This window comes from Rhizobium sp. PK7-22, from assembly GCF_056530405.1.
In genome coordinates this window covers 451,045-467,400 of record NZ_CP096514.1, presented here as the reverse complement: position 1 = coordinate 467,400, position 16,356 = coordinate 451,045, and the positions used below count along the sequence as shown (strand labels likewise).

The following is a 16,356-nucleotide window of genomic DNA, read 5'->3' as shown; positions in this document are numbered from 1 at the left end:
CCCCCTCACTTCTTCTTCGGCATGCCGGGCAGGCCCGGGAAACCGCCGCCGAGGCCCGGAAGGCCTCCGCCCATGCCGCCGGGCAGGCCGGGCATGGAGCCCGGCTTGAAGCCCGCGGCTTCCGCCTGCTTCTGCAGGGCTTCGAGCTGCTTCGGATCGAGCTTGGAGAGGTCCGGCATGCCGCCCATGCCTCCCATGCCGCCGCCCATGCCACCCCCCATGCCACCAAGACCCATCTTGCCGGCAAGGCCGCCCATCATCTGCTTCATCATGCCGCCGCCCTTGCCCTTGCCGCCCATGGCTTTCATCATGTCGGCCATCTGGCGATGCATCTTCAGCAGCTTGTTGATCTCGGCGGCGTCGGTGCCGGAGCCGGCGGCGATGCGCTTCTTGCGGGAATGCTTGAGGACGTCCGGGTTGGCGCGCTCGGCCTTGGTCATCGACTGGATGATGGCGATCTGGCGGCCGAACAGCTTGTCGTTCAAGCCCGCGGCGGCCATCTTGTCCTTCATGCCGGCCATGCCGGGCATCATCCCCATGATGCCGCCCATGCCGCCCATCGACTGCATCTGACGCAACTGGTCGGCGAGATCGTTCAGGTCGAACTTGCCCTTGGCCATCTTCTCGGCCATGGCGCGCGCCTTGTCGGCGTCGATGTTTTCGGACGCCCGCTCGACCAGCGAGACGATGTCGCCCATGCCGAGGATGCGGTCGGCGATGCGGCGGGGATGGAATTCCTCCATCTCCGACATCTTCTCGCCGGTACCGATCAGCTTGATCGGCTTGCCGGTGACGGCGCGCATGGAGAGTGCTGCACCGCCGCGGCCGTCGCCGTCCATGCGGGTCAGGACGAGGCCGGTAATGCCGACGCGCTCGTCGAAGTTGCGGGCAAGGTTGACGGCGTCCTGGCCGGTCAGCGCATCGGCGACCAGCAGGATCTCGTGCGGATTGGCGCGCCGCTTGATTTCGGCCATCTCGGCCATCAGCGGTTCGTCGATATGGGTGCGGCCGGCGGTGTCGAGGATCACCACGTCATGGCCGCCGAGCTTGGCCGCCTGCACGGCGCGGGCGGCAATATCGGTCGGCGACTGGCCGGCGATGATCGGCAGCGTATCGACACCAGTCTGGACACCGAGCTGGCGCAGCTGTTCCTGGGCGGCCGGGCGGCGCGTGTCGAGCGACGCCATCAGCACCTTCTTGCGGTCGCGGTCGGTCAACCGCTTGGCAATCTTGCCGGTTGTCGTCGTCTTGCCCGATCCCTGCAGGCCGACCATCATGATGACGACCGGCGAGGGCGCATGCAGGTCGATGCCGACGCCTTCGGCGCCCAGCATCTCGACCAGCTCGTCGTGGACGATCTTGACGACCATCTGGCCGGGCTTGATCGATTTGACGACGTCGGCGCCGACAGCCTTTTCACGGACACGGTCGGTGAAGGAACGGACGACTTCCAGCGCGACGTCCGCTTCCAGGAGCGCACGGCGAACCTCGCGCAGGGCGGCGGAGACATCCGCCTCGCTCAGCGCGCCACGGCCGGTCAGTCCATTCAGGATGGAGCCAAGACGGTCCTGGAGGTTTTCAAACATCGTGTCTTCCTTCTTCGCTTCCGGGGATATCGGAAACGTCGTCATCCGCGCCGGCAAAAGCAAGACGAAAAGCCAAAAAGCACCCGAGGGCGCCACGCGCTGTCGGGTGTTGACCTCCGGGCTCAGTAAAATCGGCCCCGGTCGGCGGCTCCAAGTCTTGTCACTTGTCAGCAGATGCGGCGGATAAACAGGAAAAGGGTGCGGGAGTCAAGGCAGGCGAGGTTGGATCATTGAGGGTTGCGTGAATATGCAGGCATGTTAGATTGAATATTCATCACCATTGAAGGCGATAAGGCGATGTCCCTCTATATCCGTGATGCCAAGGTGAACCAGCTCGCTGATGAACTCATGCACCGGCTCGGCACCAAAACCAAGACTGAAGCGGTGCGTGTAGCGCTCGAGAACGAGCTCAAGCGTGCGGGGGAGGAATTGACGCTGGAAGAGCGTGTCAGGAAAATTCAGGATCGGTATGCCGCACTTGGACTGAATGATTCGGACTTCGACGAAAAGGCTTTCATGGACGAGATGTGGGAAATCTGATGTTTCTCGATGCATCAGCGATCGTCGCCATTATCGGACAGGAAGCAGCGGGAAGTTCCCTGCTTCGCAGGATCAGCCTCGCAGAATTGCCCGTCTACTACTCTTCGACTGTCGTCTTCGAGGCTGTGATTGCTCTGGCTCGCAAGAAGAAGATCTCCATCTATGGCGAGCATTCGACCACGCCTGCGAGCCTGATCGAGGAAACGCAGGATCTTGTCCGCGCGTTCCTTGAGCAAGTCGACGCCGTTGAAGTCAATCTCCCCGTCGGTCTGCATCAAGAAGCGCTTGGCGCTGCCAAGACGTTTGGTCGCTTCGTCGGCCACCCCGCCAGGCTCAACTTCGGCGACTGCTTCTCCTATGCGGCGGCGAAAACGCTGAAGGTGCCGCTGCTCTTCGTCGGCGACGACTTCGCCAGGACCGACATCGAGATCGCGTGATCGTGTACCTGTGCCATCAGATCGGATCCTCCCCTTCGCACGCGTATCCTGCTACATACACCGCATGAACCGTCGCAATTTTCTCAAATGGTCCGGTCTCGCAGCCCTTGCCGCACTTGCGGGCGGCGTCACGGCAAGGAGTGCCATGGCCGGCAATAAGTATTACACCGGACCCGTCACCGATCATTTCGACGGCAAGGTCTTCTTCAATCCGGGTGGCGAAGAGCCGGGCGGGTTTGCCAATCTGATCCGCTGGAAGCTCGGCGGCAACAACAAGGCCTGGCCGGAAAGCTTTCCCAGCCCCTTTCCGCAAGCCGTACCGGAAGAGCGTGTCTCCGGTGACCGGATGGCGGTCACCATGGTCGGCCACGCCTCCTTCCTGATCCAGGTGGCTGGCTTGAACATCCTGACCGATCCGGTCTGGGACGAGCGCGCCAGCCCCGTCCGTTTTGCCGGGCCGAAACGCGTCAACCAGCCCGGCATCACCATGGGCGACCTGCCGCCGATCGACGTCGTCATCGTCACCCACAATCACTACGACCACATGGACCTGGAAACGCTCTGGGTGCTGCAGGGGCGCGACAAGCCGCAATTCGTGACGCCGCTCGGCAATGACGACATCATGCGCGCGCGGCTGGGCGATGCAAGGATTGCGGTGATGGACTGGGCCGACCGGCTCGAACTCGCTCGCGGCGTCACCCTCCATTGCGAGCCGTGCCACCACTGGTCGGCGCGAGGTCTCGGCGACCGTCGCATGGCGCTCTGGGCCGCCTTCGTCATCGAGACGCCCGCCGGCAAGATCTACCATGTCGGTGACACAGGCTTCCACAGCGGCATCAACTACCGCGCGGCGCGCGAAAAGCATGGCGGCTTCCGGCTCGCCAACCTGCCCTTCGGCGCCTATGAGCCGCAGTGGTTCATGAAGGCGCAGCACCAGAACCCGGAAGAGGCGGTGGAAGGCATGCTGCTCTGCAATGCAGCGCATGTGGCCGGCCATCACTGGGGCACCTTCAAGCTGACCGACGAGGGCATCGAGGAGCCGGTGGTGGCGCTGCACGTCGCGCTCGACGCGCGGAGCCTGCCGCGCGAACGCTTCCGGCCGATGCGACCGGGAGAGGTCTTCGAGGTGCCTGCGGCAACAGCCTGATTTGGCGACGGGAGAGGCCGTTTTTGCACCCCTGCCCCAGGTAGTTCAACCACTTAGCGCAGTTCAGATTCACCTCTTGCGAAGCGGAGCGAAGATATGTCCGCCTCCGCCGCCGGAGTGTTTCGCGAGACGTTCGCGGGCAGGCGGGAGCCGGCGCCCTGTCTCGATGCCGTAACGTGCGGTGAGAGGCAGGGAGGCGGAAGTCATGGCGGTGGCGTTGCAAGATGCCGCTTCCTATCAAGTCTCCCCCGGGTCGCCAGGCCCGGTTCGGTTTAGCCGTGCAAGTGCGAAACTTTTTCGCACGCAGCGAGACGAGACGACTGCCTGTAGGGACCGGAAGTCCCGAAAGAACGCCGAAGGCCACGCACATGCGGAGCCACACTTAATATACTTTGAGAGGTTTCGCATGTGCGTGGGCTCTCCTTGGACCGCATCTCCAACCGCACCGGCTTCCGGCCGCGGAGGCTCTGCGTGTCCGCACTCTGGTAATTATCCGTGGTTTCCGCCATATACGGCGGCGAGTGGGCAGGTACCCAGCGGGATCGAAGGCGATGGCAGATCAGGTCGAATTTGCGAGGATGAACGGGCTTGGCAACAAGATCCTCGTCGTCGACATGCGCGGCCGGTCCGACAAGGTGACGCCGGAAGCGGCGATCGCGCTGAATGCCGATCCTGCGACCGAGTTCGACCAGATCATGGCGGTCCACGACCCGAAGGCGCAGGGCACCGATGCCTGGATCGATATCCTGAACTCCGACGGCTCCAAGGCTCAGGCCTGCGGCAATGGCACACGCTGCGTCGTCCAGGCGCTGGCCGCCGAGACGGGCCGCAAGACCTTCACCTTCCAGACCGTCGCCGGCATCCTGAACGCTGTCGAGCATGACGACGGCACGATCTCGGTGGACATGGGCAAGCCGGTCTTTGCCTGGGACCGCATCCCGCTGGCGGAGGAATTCTTCGACACGAGCCGGATCGAACTGCAGATAGGGCCGATCGATGCGCCGGTGCTGCATTCGCCCTCGGCCATGTCGATGGGCAATCCGCATGCGGTCTTCTGGGTCGACCGCGATCCGATGGGCTTCGATCTGGAGCGCTTCGGCCCGCTTCTCGAAAACCACCCGATGTTTCCGGAGAAGGCCAATATCACGCTGGCGCAGGTGACGTCCGATACCTCGCTGCGCACCCGCACCTGGGAGCGTGGCGCCGGCCTGACGCTGGCCTGCGGCTCGGCCGCCTGCGCCGCCGCCGTGTCGGCTGCCCGCACCGGCCGCACGGGCCGCACCGTCACCATCGACGTCGCCTCCAGCCCGATCCGCCAGCCGCTGGTGATCGAGTGGCGCGCGGATGATCACGTCGTGATGACGGGACCTGCGGAATGGGAATGGTCGGGCCACCTCGATCCGCGCACCGGCCAGTTCGTGCGCGATGATGCGAGAGAGGCACAGGCCCATTGAGCGCTCGCCTGTCCGCAACGCCCGCGGCCTGCATCCGACTGAGCCTGCGCGAGCCAGTCTTGCGCCTGCCTCTTGACCGAGGGACTGGCACGCAACAGATGATCCTGGCGGAGAACAAGGGCTTCGCGCATACCGACAACTTCTCGCTGGTGGCGACGCCGGGTCTGAAGGCCCGGGATCTGAAGCGGGTGACGATCACCGGCCACAACGGCAAGCATCTCGAGATGCGGCCTGCGACCGCGCAGGCTGCTTAAGGAAAAAACATGGCGCTCGGCTTCATCAAAAAGGTCTTCACCTTCGGCAAGGACAAGCCCGTCGAGGAACCGACCCCCGGAGAGGCACTCACCCCCGCCGAGGCCGCCGCCATCGGCACGGAGAGCGAACCGCATTCGCGCCAGGAGGATCTGCCCGTCTCGCCGGTCGATCCCGTTGCGGCGGTCGAAATGGATACGGCCGGCGGACCGGTGGCCGACGATACGGCAGATGCGGCTGCCATGCCGGACGTCGGCCCGCAAGCCGACTTTCCCGAGGATGCCAACCTTCCCGAGGATGACGACGTTCCCGCACTCCTAGCCGGACTGGGGGCATCTTCCGAGATCGGCATGGTGCCGCTGTCGCTGCTGGAGGCCGAGAGTGAGGCCGGAACAGAGGAATCCTCGGTCGCGGACGCGCCCGTGGAACCCGTCCTGCCGAAGGGGTTCTCGACCCGTGTCGAGACCGCCCCGGAGCCGGAGGTCGAAGCCCCCCGGATGACCTGGTATCAGCGGCTGCGGGCCGGGCTTTCCCGCACCTCCTCGCAGCTGACCGGCCAGATCACGGCGCTGTTTACCAAGCGCAAGCTGGACGACCAGACGCTGGAAGACCTCGAGGATCTGTTGATCCAGGCGGATCTCGGCGTCGAAACCGCCATGCGCATCACCGGCGCGCTGTCGTCGGAACGCTACGGCAAGGACGTGACGGGCGAAGATGTGTCGCGGATCATGGCGGCGGAGATCAGCAAGGTGCTGGCGCCGGTCGCCAGGCCGCTGGCACTCGACCTCAGCCACAAACCGCACGTCATCCTCGTCGTCGGCGTCAACGGCACCGGCAAGACGACGACGATCGGCAAGCTGGCAGCAAAGCTTTCCGGCTCCGGACTGAAGGTCATGCTGGCTGCGGGCGACACGTTCCGCGCCGCCGCCATCGAGCAGTTGAAGATCTGGGCGGACCGCACCGGCTCCGAGTTCATCGGCACGAAGCTCGGTGCCGATGCGGCAGGGCTTGCCTATGACGCCTTCGAGCAGGCACGGGCGAAGAAGTCGGATGTGCTGATCATCGATACTGCCGGTCGGCTGCAGAACAAGGCGGAGCTGATGGCGGAGCTCGAAAAGATCGTCCGCGTGCTCGGCAAGCTCGATCCGGAGGCCCCGCATACGGTGCTGCAGACGCTCGACGCCACCACCGGCCAGAATGCGCTCAGCCAGGTGGAGATCTTCCGCAACATCGCCGGCGTCAACGGTCTGATCATGACCAAGCTCGACGGCACGGCGCGCGGCGGCATCCTCGTCGGCATCGCCGCCAAGCACAAGCTGCCGGTCTATTTCATCGGCGTCGGCGAAGGTGTCGAGGATCTGGAGCCCTTCGAGGCGGATGAATTCGCCAAGGCCATTGCCGGGCTGACGCATTGATGCCACAGAAACACGGTTTGCCACCCGCCATTCCAGGCGAGAGAAGTTGAGAACCCATGACGCTCGAAAGCGACACCAAGCCCACCGTTGAAGAAAAGCATCATCCGATGCTGAAGTTCGCGCTCGAGATCGGCCCCCTGCTGGTCTTCTTCTTCAGCAATATCCGTGCGGAATGGCTGGCTGAGACGTTTCCGGCCTTAAGCGCCGTGGGCGGACCGCTGCTCATCGCCACGGCGCTGTTCATGGTCGCGACCGTGATCTCGCTGGTCGTGTCGAAAATCGTCTTCAAGCACCTGCCGGTCATGCCCTTCGTGTCGGGCATCGTGGTCATGGTGTTCGGCTCGCTGTCGATCTGGCTGCAGGACGAAACCTTCATCAAGATGAAGCCGACGATCGTCAACGCGCTGTTCGGTGTGGCTCTTCTGGGCGGCCTGTTCTTCGGCAAGGCGCTGCTCGGCTATGTCTTCAACGCCGCCTTCAATCTCGATGCGCTCGGCTGGAAGAAGCTCTCCTTCCGCTGGGGCCTGTTCTTCCTGTTTCTGGCGGTGCTGAACGAGGTTGTCTGGCGCAATTTCTCCGATGATGTCTGGGTCAACTTCAAGGTCTGGGGCACAATGCCGATCACGCTCATCTTCACCTTCGCGCAGATGCCGCTGATCATGCGGCACACGATTTCGGACGCGACGGCGGACACCAAGCCTTGAGCGATAGCCTGGCCAACCAATCTTCCGGATGGGGTTCGCGACGGGTCTGGATGGGCGTCGCGCTGGCGCTCTTCCTGCTGCAGATCGTCGTCCTCTATGCCATGGGGCGCCTGCCGATCTGCGAATGCGGCTACGTCAAGCTGTGGGAGGGCGGGGTCAATTCCAGCGGCAATTCGCAGCATTTGTCCGACTGGTACACGCCCTCGCACATCATCCACGGCTTCCTGTTCTACGGCCTCGCCTGGCTGCTGTTTCGCCGTGCGCCGCTCCCAGCCCGGCTGTCGCTCGCGGTGCTGATCGAAGCGGCGTGGGAGATCCTCGAAAACACGCCGATGGTGATCGACCGCTACCGGACGGCGACCATGGCGCTCGGCTATACCGGCGACAGCATTCTGAACTCGGCGATGGACACGGTGTTCATGACGCTCGGCTTCCTCGCCGCCGCCCGACTGCCGGTCTGGCTGACGATCGCGATCGCTCTCGGCTTCGAGCTCGCGACCGGCTGGATCATCCGCGACAATCTCACCCTCAACGTGCTGATGCTGCTCTGGCCGGTCGACGCGATCCGGGAATGGCAGGGCGCTCTCGGCTAAGGCCTCAGCCGCCGGCTGTGGCCTTCTCGATTGCCGGCAGCAGTTCCTGGGTCAGGCTGCGCTCGTCGAAGGGGCCGACCTTCTTGTAGAGGATGGTGCCGTCAGCGCCGACGAGATAGCTTTCCGGAATGCCATACACGCCCCAGTCGATCGCCGCCTTGCCGTTCGGATCGACGCCGATCGCGTCGTAGGGGTTGCCCAGTTCGCCGAGGAAACGAAGGGCGTTGTCGTTGCGGTCCTTGTAGTTGATGCCGACCACCGTCAGGCGTTCGTCCTTCGCCACCTCCTTGAGGATCGGATGCTCCTGACGGCAGGGGACGCACCAGGAGGCAAAGACGTTGACGAGCGTCAGCCTGCCGGCCATCGCGGCATCCGTGAGCGCGGGCGTGCTGGACCCCTCCAGGGGTGGCAGGGCAAGCGAGGGTGCCTTCTGGCCGATCAGCGCGGAGGGGATCGCGGAGATGTCGCGGCCGTTCACGTCCTGGTCGTAGAGCATCTTGCCGGCCACCAGCGCGAATCCGCCAAAGACGAGAAGCGGCAACAGGGCGAGCAGGTAGCGGCCGATGCCGCGCCGGCGCGCGGTGTCGTTCGTCTCGGCGGTCATCGGATCTCGTCCGTTGCGGCTGCGGACGAGCGGCGGCGCACACCGGCACGCTCGAGCTCCACAAGTTCCTTTTGCCGCGCCCGGCCATCCAGCCAGACCCAGAAGATCAGGATGCCGACGATCATCGCGCAGATGCCATAGGAGAGGGCGATGTAGAATCCGTGGCTCATCTCATGCCTCCCGGCCGGCCATGCGGGCCGCCATGCGGCGCTGGGCGCCCACCCGGCGGCGCCAGATCTCGTTGCGCATCGCCGTCAGGTGCAGTGTGAAGAACAGGAGGGTAAAGGCGAGCGCCATGACCAGCAGCGGGACCAGGAACTCCGGCGCAATCGTCGGCCCGTCGAGCCTGATGACGCTCGCCGGCTGATGCAGCGTGTTCCACCAGTCCACCGAGAACTTGATGATCGGGATGTTGACGAAGCCGACGAGGATCAGCACGGCGCTGAGGCGCGCGGCGCGCGAGGGATCGTCGAGGGCGCGGTTGAGGGCGATCAGGCCGAGATACATCAGGAACAGGATGAAGACGGAGGTCAGCCGTGCATCCCAGACCCACCAGGTGCCCCACATGGGTTTTCCCCAGAGCGAGCCGGTGGCGAGCGCGATCAGCGTGAAAGCGGCACCGAGCGGTGCGGCGGCCTTGTGGCTGACATCGGCCAGGGGATGGCGCCAGACCAGCGTGCCGATCGCCGAGAGCGCCATCACGGTGTAGCACATCATGGACAGCCAGGCCGCCGGCACGTGGATATACATGATCCGTACCGTCTCGCCCTGCTGGTAATCCCCCTCCGTCGTGAAGCTGAGGTAGAGGCCGACTGCGAAAAGGCCGGCGGTCAGACAGGCCAGCCACGGCAACAGCCGGGCAACGAGCGCCAGGAATCGCGTCGGATTGGCAAGGTCGCTGAACTTGGTGATGGCGAGGCTTTCGGTCATGGCGGCTTTCTAGGCGAAGACGGCGGCTTCAGGCTTGATTCTAGTCAATCACCGGCGTTGCGCAACGCCAGCGCCGCACCGACGGGGCCAAGGACTGCGAAAAACATCGTGATCGCCGACAATATCAGAAAAGGCGGCATAAACGGGGCAGGGTCCTCGACGGCGGCGTAGGAGGCGCTGACACCGAAGATCAGCACCGGCACGGCGAGCGGCAGCACGAGGATCGAGACGAGAAGACCGCCGCGCGGCAGGGCAACCGCCACGGCCGCGCCGACGGCGCCAATGAAGGTCAAGGCGGGGGAGCCGACCAGCAGCGTCAGCGCCACGGCACCGATCGCCTTTTCGCTCATGTTCATGAAGAGGCCCAGAAGCGGCGACGCGATCACCAGCGGCAGGCCGTTGGCGAGCCAATGCGCCAGGCATTTGACGAGCACGGTCAGGACCAGCGGATGCTCCTGCATCAGGATCAGGTCGAGCGAGCCATCCTCGCGCTCCGTCTGAAAGAGGCGATCCAGGCCGAGCAGGGCCGAGAGCAGCGCGCCGATCCAGACGATGGCCGGGCCGATGCGCGACAGGAGGTTGAGATCCGGACCAACGCCGAAGGGAATGACCGCCACCACCGTCATGAAGAACAGGACGCCGATCAGCGCGCCGCCGCCGGCGCGTACGGAGAGTTTCAGATCCCGGAGCAGGAGAGCCATCATTGCAGGAAAGCCTCCGGCAGATCGTCAAAGCCTGTCATCCGCAGCTCCGTCGCATTTTCCAGACCGAGAGGCTGGTGGGTGGCTGCAAGCAGGATGCCGCCTGCAGCCAGGTGCTGCTGGATCAGATCGGTGAAGGTCTGTTCGGCGCGGGTGTCGAGCGCGGCTGTCGGCTCGTCGAGGATCCACACAGGTCGGTAGGCGACGAGCAGCTTGGCGAAGGCCATCCTTCGCTGCTGGCCGGCCGACAGATAGCCGAAGGGGAGATGCACAATGCCACCCAACCCGACCCGGTCGGCAGCCTCGGCGACGGAGATACCCGCTCCGCCTTCGAGATCCCCGAGGAAACTCTTCCAGAACGAGAGGTTCTCCTGCACGGTCAGTTCGGCCTTCATGGCATTGCGGTGGCCGAGATAGTGGCATGCCTCACAGGCGCGCATCGCCTCGCCCTCGCCGGTCCAGATGACACGTCCTGCCTCGGCCGGCAGCAGACCGGCGACGACGCGCAGCAGCGTCGACTTGCCGGATCCGTTGCGGCCCGTCAGAATCAGGGCCTCGCCAGCTCCAAGATCGAAGGAGATATCCGCAAAAAGCAGATCCTCGCCACGGCGCGCGGCCAGTTCTTCGGCCTTCAGCCGCATGCTCGACGCCTTTGTTAGGATTTTAATCACCGGACTTAAAAATTTTGCGCAATTAGCACTTTAGCAGTCTGGAACCCTTCTTAGAAATTATCTATAAGCTTCGCAACCACGCCAGCGACCGGCGTGATTAATCATCTTGCGCCGAACGTGAGGACATCGTCTTCTCGTGCGGACAGCGGAAATGGTCGCACCCGCATCCTGATGTGCAGTAGTGCATAGGCGTCCGCACGCGCGTGTTGGCTCTATAATCAGCGGGGTTGTTCCGTGACCAAATCTCTCGACAGTTTTAATTGTCGCTCCGTCCTTACCGTCGATGGCAAGGACTATGTCTATTACAGTCTTCCCAAAGCGGAAGCCAACGGTCTCCCCGGCGTCTCCAAGCTCCCCTTTTCCATGAAGGTCCTGCTGGAGAACCTGCTCCGCCACGAAGACGGCCGCACGGTCGACAAGGCGCAGATCCTGACGATTGCCGAATGGCTGAACAACAAGGGTACGGTCGAGAACGAGATCGCCTATCGCCCGGCCCGCGTGCTGATGCAGGACTTCACCGGCGTTCCCGCCGTTGTCGATCTGGCCGCCATGCGCGACGCGATGGTCAATCTTGGCGGTGATCCGGAGAAGATCAATCCGCTCGTCCCCGTCGATCTCGTCATCGACCACTCGGTCATCGTCGATGAATTCGGCACTCCGACTGCCTTTGCCCGCAACGTCGAGCTGGAATACGAGCGCAACGGCGAACGCTACCGCTTCCTGAAGTGGGGCCAGCAGGCGTTCAAGAACTTCCGCGTCGTGCCGCCCGGCACCGGCATCTGTCACCAGGTCAACCTCGAGTACCTCGGCCAGACCGTCTGGACCAAGGACGAGGATGGCGAAACGACCGCCTATCCGGACACCTGCGTCGGCACCGATTCGCACACCACGATGATCAACGGCCTCGGCGTTCTCGGCTGGGGTGTGGGCGGCATCGAGGCAGAGGCTGCCATGCTGGGCCAGCCGGTCTCCATGCTCCTGCCGGAAGTCATCGGCTTCAAGCTGACCGGCAAGGTGAAGGAAGGCGTGACCGCGACCGACCTCGTGCTGACCGTCGTGCAGATGCTGCGCAAGAAGGGCGTCGTCTCCAAGTTCGTCGAATTCTTCGGCCCCGGCCTGGATTCGATGTCGCTGGCAGACCGCGCGACCATCGGCAACATGGGCCCCGAATATGGCGCCACCTGCGGCTTCTTCCCGGTCGACGGTGAAACCATCAACTACCTCACCATGTCGGGCCGCACCAAGGACCGCATCGCGCTCGTCGAGGCCTATTCCAAGGCTCAGGGGATGTGGCGCGACGGCGACGGCTCCGAACTCGTCTTCACCGATACGCTGGAGCTTGATCTCGGCGACGTCGTGCCGTCGATGGCCGGCCCGAAGCGTCCGGAAGGCCGCATTTCGCTCGAAAACATCGCCACCGGCTTCGCCAGCGCGATGGACGTGGACTACAAGAAGCCCGGCCAGCTTACCAACCGCTATGCGGTCGAGGGCACGGATTTCGATCTCGGCCATGGTGACGTGGCGATTGCTGCCATCACCTCCTGCACCAACACCTCCAACCCGAGCGTGCTGATCGCCGCCGGCCTCCTGGCTCGCAATGCGGTCGCCAAGGGCCTGAAGACGAAGCCGTGGGTCAAGACGTCGCTGGCACCCGGATCGCAGGTTGTGGCCGAATATCTCGCCAAGGCCGGCCTGCAGGACGATCTCGACAAGCTCGGCTTCAACCTTGTCGGCTTCGGTTGCACCACCTGCATCGGCAACTCGGGTCCGCTGCCGGCGCCAATCTCCAAGACGATCAACGACAAGGGGCTGATCGCGGCTGGCGTGCTCTCGGGCAACCGCAACTTCGAGGGTCGCATCTCGCCGGACGTCCAGGCAAACTACCTCGCCTCGCCGCCGCTCGTCGTCGCCTATGCGCTGGCCGGTTCGGTCCAGAAGGACCTCACCTCGGAGCCGATCGGCGAGGACCAGAACGGCAACCCGGTGTTCCTCAAGGACATCTGGCCGACCTCGCACGAGATCCAGGAGTTCATCCTGAAATACGTCACCCGCGAGCTCTACGAGAGCAAGTATGCGGACGTGTTCAAGGGTGACGAGAACTGGCAGGCGGTGCAGATTCCTCCGGGCCAGACCTATGCCTGGGACGACAACTCCACCTACGTCCAGAACCCGCCCTACTTCGTGGGCATGGGCAAGACCGGCGCCGGCATCAAGGACATCAAGGGTGCGCGCGTGCTCGGCCTGTTCGGCGACAAGATCACCACCGACCACATCTCTCCGGCCGGTTCGATCAAGGCGGCTTCGCCTGCGGGTGCCTACCTCATGGATCATGGCGTCGGCGTTGCGGACTTCAACCAGTATGGTACGCGGCGCGGCAACCACGAAGTGATGATGCGCGGCACGTTCGCCAACATCCGCATCCGCAACTTCATGCTGGGGCCGAACGGCAAGGAGGGTGGCTTCACCATCCACTATCCGTCGAAGGAAGAGATGTCGATCTACGACGCTGCCATGCAGTACAAGCAGGAAGGCGTTCCGCTCGTCATCTTCGCCGGTGTCGAATACGGCAATGGTTCGTCGCGTGACTGGGCCGCCAAGGGCACCAACCTGCTCGGCGTCAAGGCGGTCATCGCCCAGTCCTTCGAGCGTATCCACCGTTCCAACCTCGTCGGCATGGGCGTCGTGCCCTTCGTGCTGGAGGAAGGCACGACCTGGGCGAGCCTCGACCTGAAGGGCGACGAGACGGTCACCATCGAAGGCCTCGAAGGCCCGATCAAGCCGCGTGAGTGGAAGAAGGCCCAGATCACCTACGGTGACGGTTCGGTGAAGGAGGTCAACATCCTCTGCCGCATCGATACGATCGACGAGGTCACCTACATGAACAACGGCGGCATCCTCCAGACCGTTCTGCGCGATCTCGCAGCCTGATCTTGCAAAAACACCCGCCGGATACCGGCGGGTGTTTTCCTTCTGCGGCTGAGTTGAGCCGCCTCTTGCGCGGAATTTCTCATTGAGCCTCGCCATCCTCTTCGGCATGGCCTGCACCGTCTTCCTGACGTCCCTGCTTTCAGGCGTCTTCGGGATGGCCGGCGGCCTGATCCTGCTCTGGGTCCTGCTGTTCCTGATGCCGGTCGGCACCGCGATTGCCGTCCATGGCGTCATCCAGATGGTGGCGAACGGGTCCCGCGCCTGGTTCTCGCGGCACTACATCGATTTCTCCATCCTCGGCATTCTCTGCATCGGGCTTGCGATCTCGGCGGCGGTGCTGCTCGTCCTGGACTACACACCGAACCTCCTCGTGGTCTCCATCGCGATCGGGCTGATGCCGATCCTCGTCTGGTTGCCGGTTGAGCGGCTGCATCTCGATGCCTCCCGGCCGTCGCACGCTCTGGTGTGCGGCCTTGTAGCCGGAGCCTTGACGGTGGGCGTCGGGGTCTCCGGACCGACGATCGACATCTTTTTCATCCGCACCATGATGGACCGCCGCACGGTGATCGCCACCAAGGCTGCCACCCAGCTGGTCTCGCATGCCACCAAGGTCATCTTCTACTGGAAGGCGGCGAGCGTCCTGCCGCAGGCGGACTGGATTGCCATAGCGCTTGCGGCACCGATTGCCATCCTCGGGACGCGGGCCGGCAACAGTATCCTGCAGCGGATGACCGACGTCGGCTTCCGCGCCTGGACCCGCTGGATCGTCACCGGGGTCGGTGCCGTTTATCTCCTGCAGGGGCTTCAGCAGGTGCTGAGATGAGTGGCCGAATTGCGTCATGCAGCCGACATGTGAGTCCGGCTCACCTCCTCACCCCATCGTTACTTTATCTTGAGCACCGGGCACAGTTACCTTTCCGGGCTTCCTGCGTTAGCGCTTGCTTGCCGCCATCCAATGCGGCTACCGAAGCGCATTCAAAAAAGGTCAGTCGTAATGCCCATGACAATCCGCAGTGTCGTCGTTCTCGCAGGCCTGTTTCTGGCCGGAGCTGCATGTGCGGAAGAAGGAAGAACCCCGCGAGGAGTCGTCGAGCTCTTTACCTCCCAGGGATGTTCGTCATGCCCTCCTGCGGACGAGACGCTGAAGGGTCTGATAGGGCAGGGCGACGTCGTGGCGCTCTCCTACCATGTCGACTACTGGAACTATCTCGGGTGGACGGACACGCTGAGCTCTAAAGAGAACACCGGTCGCCAGTATGGCTACGCCCAGTCGCTTGGCCGCAGCGGGGTCTATACGCCGCAGGCGGTGATCAACGGTCGCGACCACGTGAAGGGTACCGAGCTCACGGCGATCAACTCCAAGATCGATAGCCTCAGGCTGAGCGGCAAGGGGCTGTCAGTTCCCGTGAAAGCCCGCATGCACGGCAAGGAGATTCAGATCGAAATCGGGGAGGGTCAGGGCGAAGCGGAAGTCGTGGTGGCCTATTTCACCAAGCGGCAGATGGTGGAGGTCGAGAAGGGCGAAAATGCCGGCAAACGCATGGAATACTGGCACAGTGTCTATGACGTCCAGTCGATCGGCATCTGGGACGGCAAGCCACTGAAGCTGACGCTGCCCGGAAAACTCATGGGGAAGCTGAAGAAGGACGGATGCGCCGTGCTCCTGCAGCGATCGGGGGCTGGCGGGGAGCCTGCTGCCATCCTGGGCGCCGCCATTCTGATGGCGGGAGGGCGCCCCAAACGCTAGCAAGAGGAACCCCAAGTCGATCCGGCCCGGAGGCATTGGGGGGCTGGGGGTAAGGGTCAATGCAACCGAACCGGATCGTGATGGCGCCCTAGGGGCCAACCACAATCGGAGTGTCGCCTCTGAATTCGGCGGTCTTTTGTCTGAATTGGGGCGGGAATAAATTACCTCTGCCCGAGCCGCGGCGCCCATCTTACGGGTTGCATTTTCGGTGCGCCACTGCACACTGTCACAAGGCTGACATCATCAAAGGAGGCAGGATGACGGATCAACCGGATTTGCCAGGCAAGGCAATTGCGCAGGGTGATGTGGTCGTCAGTCTAACCGAATACCGCCAGAACAAGGACCCCGTGCCGGTCATGTTCCACCGGCGCGAATTGGATGTGATCCTCAGGATCTACGGGCGCATGGTCGGCGATGGCGAGTGGAAGGACTATGCGATTGACCAGCTGAAGGACCGGGCAGTGTTCTCGGTTTTCAAGCGGTCCGGCGAGGTGCCGCTCTACCGGATAGAGAAGAACCCCAAGCTTGCCTCCAAACAAGGTGCCTATTCGGTTCTGAACACCCATGGCACGATCCTCAAGCGTGGCCACGACTTGCCGCAGGTGCTGAAGGTGTTCGACAAGGCGCTGAAGCTGATCGACTAGCGC

Annotated in this window: 18 protein-coding genes; 12 read left to right on the top strand and 6 right to left on the bottom strand. The window is 63.5% G+C overall.

The genetic code is table 11. The features are described 5' to 3' along the window. Positions 1–5 precede the first annotated feature (5 nt). Positions 6–1,586: a signal recognition particle protein gene (gene ffh, locus M1E10_RS07070; protein WP_499175664.1), complete on the bottom strand. Its 1,581-nt coding sequence runs from the start codon at positions 1,584–1,586 to the stop codon at positions 6–8. A 297-nt stretch (positions 1,587–1,883) separates the two neighbouring features. Here ffh and M1E10_RS07065 point away from each other — a divergent pair, with 297 nt between their 5' ends. The 8 genes from M1E10_RS07065 to M1E10_RS07030 all read left to right on the top strand — a co-directional run bounded on the left by M1E10_RS07065 (position 1,884) and on the right by M1E10_RS07030 (position 8,128). After that, positions 1,884–2,126 carry a type II toxin-antitoxin system VapB family antitoxin gene (locus M1E10_RS07065; RefSeq protein ID WP_499175663.1) on the top strand — a complete coding sequence of 81 codons (243 nt, stop codon included), beginning with the start codon at positions 1,884–1,886 and terminating at the stop codon, positions 2,124–2,126. Next, a complete protein-coding gene (locus tag M1E10_RS07060; protein ID WP_499175662.1) occupies positions 2,126–2,563 on the top strand; it encodes a type II toxin-antitoxin system VapC family toxin in 438 nt (145 codons plus the stop codon). Before M1E10_RS07065 ends, M1E10_RS07060 begins: the two co-directional genes overlap by 1 nt. Positions 2,564–2,627: 64 nt before the next feature. Beyond that, positions 2,628–3,710 carry an MBL fold metallo-hydrolase gene (locus M1E10_RS07055; protein ID WP_499175661.1) on the top strand — a complete coding sequence of 361 codons (1,083 nt, stop codon included), beginning with the start codon at positions 2,628–2,630 and terminating at the stop codon, positions 3,708–3,710. A gap of 551 nt (positions 3,711–4,261) precedes the next feature. Continuing rightward, positions 4,262–5,164 (top strand): diaminopimelate epimerase, encoded by a 903-nt coding sequence (gene dapF / locus M1E10_RS07050; RefSeq protein WP_499175660.1) that lies wholly within the window; start codon positions 4,262–4,264, stop codon positions 5,162–5,164. Positions 5,165–5,223: 59 nt separating this feature from the next. After that, positions 5,224–5,418, top strand: coding sequence for a hypothetical protein (locus tag M1E10_RS07045; RefSeq protein ID WP_499175659.1), 195 nt, complete (start codon positions 5,224–5,226; stop codon positions 5,416–5,418). A gap of 9 nt (positions 5,419–5,427) precedes the next feature. Then, the gene (gene ftsY, locus M1E10_RS07040; RefSeq protein ID WP_499175658.1) at positions 5,428–6,831 is read left to right on the top strand and encodes a signal recognition particle-docking protein FtsY; all 1,404 of its coding nucleotides are present in this window, start codon (positions 5,428–5,430) and stop codon (positions 6,829–6,831) included. A gap of 56 nt (positions 6,832–6,887) precedes the next feature. Continuing rightward, positions 6,888–7,535, top strand: a complete 648-nt coding sequence (locus tag M1E10_RS07035; RefSeq protein WP_499175657.1) for an inner membrane-spanning protein YciB — start codon at positions 6,888–6,890, stop codon at positions 7,533–7,535. Between the two features lie 50 nt (positions 7,536–7,585). Continuing rightward, the gene (locus tag M1E10_RS07030) at positions 7,586–8,128 is read left to right on the top strand and encodes a DUF2585 domain-containing protein (protein ID WP_499177108.1); all 543 of its coding nucleotides are present in this window, start codon (positions 7,586–7,588) and stop codon (positions 8,126–8,128) included. A gap of 4 nt (positions 8,129–8,132) precedes the next feature. On the opposite strand, the gene M1E10_RS07025 is transcribed toward M1E10_RS07030, so the two are convergent. Genes M1E10_RS07025 through ccmA form a run of 5 tightly spaced genes read right to left on the bottom strand, consistent with a single transcriptional unit; the run spans position 8,133 to position 11,004 of the window. Then, on the bottom strand, positions 8,133–8,732 hold the full coding sequence (locus M1E10_RS07025) for a thioredoxin domain-containing protein (protein WP_499175656.1): 600 nt from the start codon (positions 8,730–8,732) through the stop codon (positions 8,133–8,135). Then, the gene (gene ccmD, locus M1E10_RS07020; protein ID WP_499175655.1) at positions 8,729–8,902 is read right to left on the bottom strand and encodes a heme exporter protein CcmD; all 174 of its coding nucleotides are present in this window, start codon (positions 8,900–8,902) and stop codon (positions 8,729–8,731) included. The genes M1E10_RS07025 and ccmD overlap by 4 nt, the downstream gene beginning before the upstream one ends. Position 8,903: 1 nt before the next feature. Beyond that, positions 8,904–9,662, bottom strand: coding sequence for a heme ABC transporter permease (locus M1E10_RS07015; protein ID WP_499175654.1), 759 nt, complete (start codon positions 9,660–9,662; stop codon positions 8,904–8,906). 44 nt (positions 9,663–9,706) lie between these two features. Next, entirely contained in the window at positions 9,707–10,366 is a 660-nt protein-coding gene (gene ccmB, locus M1E10_RS07010; protein ID WP_499175653.1) for a heme exporter protein CcmB, read from the bottom strand. Beyond that, a complete protein-coding gene (gene ccmA / locus M1E10_RS07005) occupies positions 10,363–11,004 on the bottom strand; it encodes a heme ABC exporter ATP-binding protein CcmA (protein WP_499175652.1) in 642 nt (213 codons plus the stop codon). Before ccmA ends, ccmB begins: the two co-directional genes overlap by 4 nt. A gap of 264 nt (positions 11,005–11,268) precedes the next feature. On the opposite strand from ccmA, the gene acnA reads away from it, so the two are divergent. The 4 genes from acnA to M1E10_RS06985 all read left to right on the top strand — a co-directional run bounded on the left by acnA (position 11,269) and on the right by M1E10_RS06985 (position 16,353). Next, complete coding sequence (gene acnA / locus M1E10_RS07000; protein WP_499175651.1) at positions 11,269–13,962, top strand: aconitate hydratase; 2,694 nt, start codon at positions 11,269–11,271, stop codon at positions 13,960–13,962. 82 nt (positions 13,963–14,044) lie between these two features. Further along, positions 14,045–14,785: a TSUP family transporter gene (locus M1E10_RS06995; protein WP_499175650.1), complete on the top strand. Its 741-nt coding sequence runs from the start codon at positions 14,045–14,047 to the stop codon at positions 14,783–14,785. Positions 14,786–14,956: 171 nt separating this feature from the next. Beyond that, positions 14,957–15,709 (top strand): DUF1223 domain-containing protein, encoded by a 753-nt coding sequence (locus tag M1E10_RS06990; RefSeq protein ID WP_499175649.1) that lies wholly within the window; start codon positions 14,957–14,959, stop codon positions 15,707–15,709. A gap of 257 nt (positions 15,710–15,966) precedes the next feature. Then, positions 15,967–16,353, top strand: a complete 387-nt coding sequence (locus M1E10_RS06985) for a DUF2794 domain-containing protein (RefSeq protein ID WP_499175648.1) — start codon at positions 15,967–15,969, stop codon at positions 16,351–16,353. Positions 16,354–16,356 lie beyond the last annotated feature (3 nt).